Here is a 3,298-nt window from a genome sequence, read left to right as displayed (position 1 = left end):
CCGCCCGCGCCGTGGTCCAGCGGGCTGTCGCCACGCTCGACCCGGCCCGCATCCCGGGGCTCAAGGCCGGGCTGGCGGTCCGGCTGCAGGAAGCCGACGTCATCAAATGGTTCGATACCGAGACCACCTACACCATCGCCGAGCGCCTCTCACGCTCCCTCGGCATCGACCCCCATCCCTGGCTCCACACCAAAACCGCACCCGACACCGGGTGACCGGACGTGGCCGGTCTCCCCTCAAAAAACCTCGTCATCCCCGCGAAAGCGGGGATCTCGTCCCAGCCCCCGACGGAAAGGGATTCCCGCTTTCGCGGGAATGACATCCAAGGAAGGGGAGAGGGAGGGGCCCGTCGCGTCGGCGACGGGAGTGTGGGGGGATTCGGGCCGTGCCGGCCTCAGAAGGCCAGCCCGGTCTTGAAGATCTCCACGGCGTAAAATGCGAGTTCGCCGTCCAGCGCGCGCTGGATGTTGGCGGCCTTGCGGAAGCCGTGCTGCTCGCCCGCGAACAGGACGTAGCCGACCGGCTGGCCCTTGGCGCGCAGCGCGTCGACCATCGCCTCGGTCTGGTTCGGCGGCACCACCTCGTCCTCGTCGCCCTGGAAGAAGATCACCGGCTTGGACAGCCTGTCGGCATGGAACAGCGGCGACCGCTCGCGATAGCGCTCGGCCTCGGCCGGGTACGGGCCGATCAGCCAGTCGAGGTAGCGCGACTCGAATTTGTGCGTGTCGCGCGCCAGGGCGGCCGCGTCGCTGACCCCGAAATGGCTGGCGCCGCCGGCGAAATAATCGTCGAAGGCCAGCGCCGCCAGTGCGGTGTAGCCGCCGGCACTGCCGCCGGTGATCACCGACCGGGCAGGGTCGGCCAGGCCCTGCGATGCCAGGTATTTGGCCCCGGCGACCGCGTCCTGCACGTCGACCACGCCCCAGGCCAGGTTCAGCCGGTCGCGATAGGCCCGGCCGTAGCCGGTGCTGCCGCCATAGTTGACGTCGAGCACGGCGATGCCGCGGCTGGTCCAGTACTGGATGCCGAGATTGAGCGTCGAGGACGCCGCGGAGGTCGGGCCGCCATGGATCTTCACCACCAGCGGCGGCACGTCGCCCGCCGGCGCCGCATGGTCCGGGCTGGTCGGCGGATAGTACAGGCCATGGGCGGTGCGGCCGCCCGCGGTCGGGAACTCGACCGGCTGCGCCGGCGCGAAGAAGCCGCGCAGCGCCGGGTCCTCGCCGATCTCCGTCGCCCGCTTCAGCACCTCCCAGCGCCCGGTGGCGAGATCGAGCCGGACGATCTGGGCGGGGTCGCGCGACGACCCGGCGCGGAACGCCGCGATCCACTCGTTGGCGCGGACCGAGCTGATGTCGGTGAAGGGCAGGTCGATCGGCGTCAGGGCGCCGGTCAGCAGGTCCACCAGAGCGAGCTTGCCCAAGCCCCCCTCGATATAGCTGCACAGCAGCCGCCCGGGGCCGGAGAAGGCATAGGCCGACAGGCCGAACACCCATTGCGGCTGGCCGAACTCCGCCGCCAGCGTCAGCACCGGCTCAGCCGGGCCGCCTCGCCCGTCGCAGCGATACAGGTTCCACCAGCCGGATCGGTCGGCGGCGAAGACCAGCCGACGCCCGTCCGGCGACCATTCCGGCTGGAACACCGATTCGCCCGACCCGCCGGCCAGCACCTGCGGCTCCCCGGCCGGCGCGCCGTCGGCCGCCAGCTCGGCGACGAACAGCGTGGTCTCGACCCAGGGCATGTGCGGATGGTCCCAGGCCAGCCACGCCAGCCGGCCGCCATCCGGCGACAGCCGCGGCGAGGCGAAGAAGTCGTGGCCCTGGGCCAGGATGCGGATGCTGCCGGCACCCTCGCCCTCCAGCGGCACGGCGACGATCATGTTGTCGGGATGGGCCTGGCCGGGGCGATGCCGCTCGCCGACGCCGATCCACAGCCGGCGGCGCGAATCGACCAGCCCGTCGGCGAAGCGCCATTCGGCCTCGCCGGTGGCGGCGGTGACCGGCGCGGGCGCGGCGCCCGGTGCCTGGCGGTACAGCCGGCGGTCCGGCGGCGCGCCGGCGGGGCCAGGCCGGTCGTTGGCGAAATAGAGGGTGCCGTCGGCGACGGTCCAGGCGCCGCCGCCATACTCATGCACCCGGGTGCGGACATTCACGGCCGGCGGGCTGATCTCGGCGACGGAGCCGTCCGCGGCGCGCCGCATCAGCACGCTGCGCCCGCCCTCCTGCGGCCGGCTTTCCAGCCACCAGATCGCATCGCCGTCCAGCCGCACCTCGGACAGTCCGATCGACTGCGCCACGATCAGGTCGGAGGTGATCGGCGACCTCCAGAAGCCATAGGGGGCGGTCCTGATGCCGGTCATCGCTGCTCTCCGATCATTGGGACCGCCAGCCTGTCCGATCGGCCGTCCGGATTCCAGTGCCGGCGGCGCCGCACCGGATCACTTCTTCGCGATCACCCAGACCGCATGGACGATGCCGGGGATGTAGCCGAGCAGCGTCAGCAGAATGTTGAGCCAGAAATGCTTGCCGAAGCCGACCTGGAGGAACACCCCCAGCGGCGGCAGCAGGATGGCGATGATGATCCGGATCAGGTCCATGCGCGTCCTTCAATGGTCGGGCGAAGAGTCGCGGCGCCCGGGCGGATGGTGGGCCCATCCGCCCGGGCGGCCGATCACGGCGGGTTCGGCTTGGTCGACTGCTCGATGTTCTGGCCGGCCTTCTGGGTGTCCTGGCCGACGCCGCGGACCGTGTTGTCACAGGCGGCCATGCCGAGGCCGGCGGCCATCAGGCCGGCGATGAGAACGATGCGTGCGATCATGATCTGCTCCTCACTTCTTGAGAACGTCGCGGACGGCGTCCTTGACCTTGCCGGCGGCGGACTCGACCTTGCCCGCACCGGTCTGTGCCCGGCCCTCGGCCTCGAGCTCGCGGTCGCCGGTCACCTTGCCGACAGCCGTCTTGCCCTTGCCGATCGCCTTGTCGGCGGCGCCCTTGATGCGATCCTTGTCCATGGATGTCTTCCTCGGTTGCGAACCGATCCGAGACGGACCGGTCAGGTAACGGTGCCTCGCCCGCGTGAGTTCCGATCGCGCCGCGGCGCTCAGCGGACCAGGAAACGGCCGATCGCCAGCCCGGCGGCGAAGGCCAGGCCCAGCGCGGTCAGCGGCCGATCTGCCACATGGCCCTTGATCTCGCCGGCGGCCGCCTCCGCCGCTTCGCCGGCGCGGCGGGCGCCCCACCGGCCCGCATCCTGCGCGGCGCCGCCGGCGCGGCCGGCCAGCGAGCCGATCTCCGACCGG

At 71.6% G+C, this 3,298-nt stretch carries 6 protein-coding genes; 1 reads left to right on the top strand and 5 read right to left on the bottom strand.

Annotated elements, in window-relative coordinates; translation table 11 throughout:
* Positions 1 to 215, top strand: a 215-nt coding sequence (locus AB4Z01_RS36040) for a hypothetical protein (protein ID WP_441701637.1), incomplete at its 5' end; no start/stop codon positions are given.
* Positions 216 to 394: 179 nt separating this feature from the next.
* On the opposite strand, the gene AB4Z01_RS36035 is transcribed toward AB4Z01_RS36040, so the two are convergent.
* The 5 genes from AB4Z01_RS36035 to AB4Z01_RS36015 all read right to left on the bottom strand — a co-directional run.
* The gene (locus AB4Z01_RS36035; protein ID WP_441701636.1) at positions 395 to 2,359 is read right to left on the bottom strand and encodes a S9 family peptidase; all 1,965 of its coding nucleotides are present in this window, start codon (positions 2,357 to 2,359) and stop codon (positions 395 to 397) included.
* Positions 2,360 to 2,437: 78 nt separating this feature from the next.
* On the bottom strand, positions 2,438 to 2,596 hold the full coding sequence (locus AB4Z01_RS36030; RefSeq protein ID WP_342239315.1) for a YqaE/Pmp3 family membrane protein: 159 nt from the start codon (positions 2,594 to 2,596) through the stop codon (positions 2,438 to 2,440).
* A 74-nt stretch (positions 2,597 to 2,670) separates the two neighbouring features.
* A complete protein-coding gene (locus AB4Z01_RS36025; RefSeq protein WP_441701633.1) occupies positions 2,671 to 2,817 on the bottom strand; it encodes an entericidin A/B family lipoprotein in 147 nt (48 codons plus the stop codon).
* A gap of 10 nt (positions 2,818 to 2,827) precedes the next feature.
* Positions 2,828 to 3,010, bottom strand: a complete 183-nt coding sequence (locus AB4Z01_RS36020) for a CsbD family protein (protein WP_441701632.1) — start codon at positions 3,008 to 3,010, stop codon at positions 2,828 to 2,830.
* An 89-nt stretch (positions 3,011 to 3,099) separates the two neighbouring features.
* The coding region (locus AB4Z01_RS36015) for a hypothetical protein (protein WP_441701631.1) at positions 3,100 to 3,298 on the bottom strand (199 nt) is incomplete at its 5' end.

The sequence above is a fragment of the Inquilinus sp. YAF38 genome (genome assembly GCF_052113205.1).
Taxonomy (GTDB): Bacteria; Pseudomonadota; Alphaproteobacteria; order DSM-16000; family Inquilinaceae; genus Inquilinus.
Note: the sequence above shows the minus strand (reverse complement) of the source record. Positions and strands in the feature narration are given on the sequence as shown.

Bases quoted from the DNA above. Each gene is read 5' to 3' on its own strand.
- AB4Z01_RS36035 (WP_441701636.1), bottom strand. From the start codon at position 2,359: ATGACCGGCATCAGGACCGCCCCCTATGGCTTCTGGAGGTCGCCGATC.
- AB4Z01_RS36030 (WP_342239315.1), bottom strand. From the start codon at position 2,596: ATGGACCTGATCCGGATCATCATCGCCATCCTGCTGCCGCCGCTGGGG.
- AB4Z01_RS36025 (WP_441701633.1), bottom strand. From the start codon at position 2,817: ATGATCGCACGCATCGTTCTCATCGCCGGCCTGATGGCCGCCGGCCTC.
- AB4Z01_RS36020 (WP_441701632.1), bottom strand. From the start codon at position 3,010: ATGGACAAGGATCGCATCAAGGGCGCCGCCGACAAGGCGATCGGCAAG.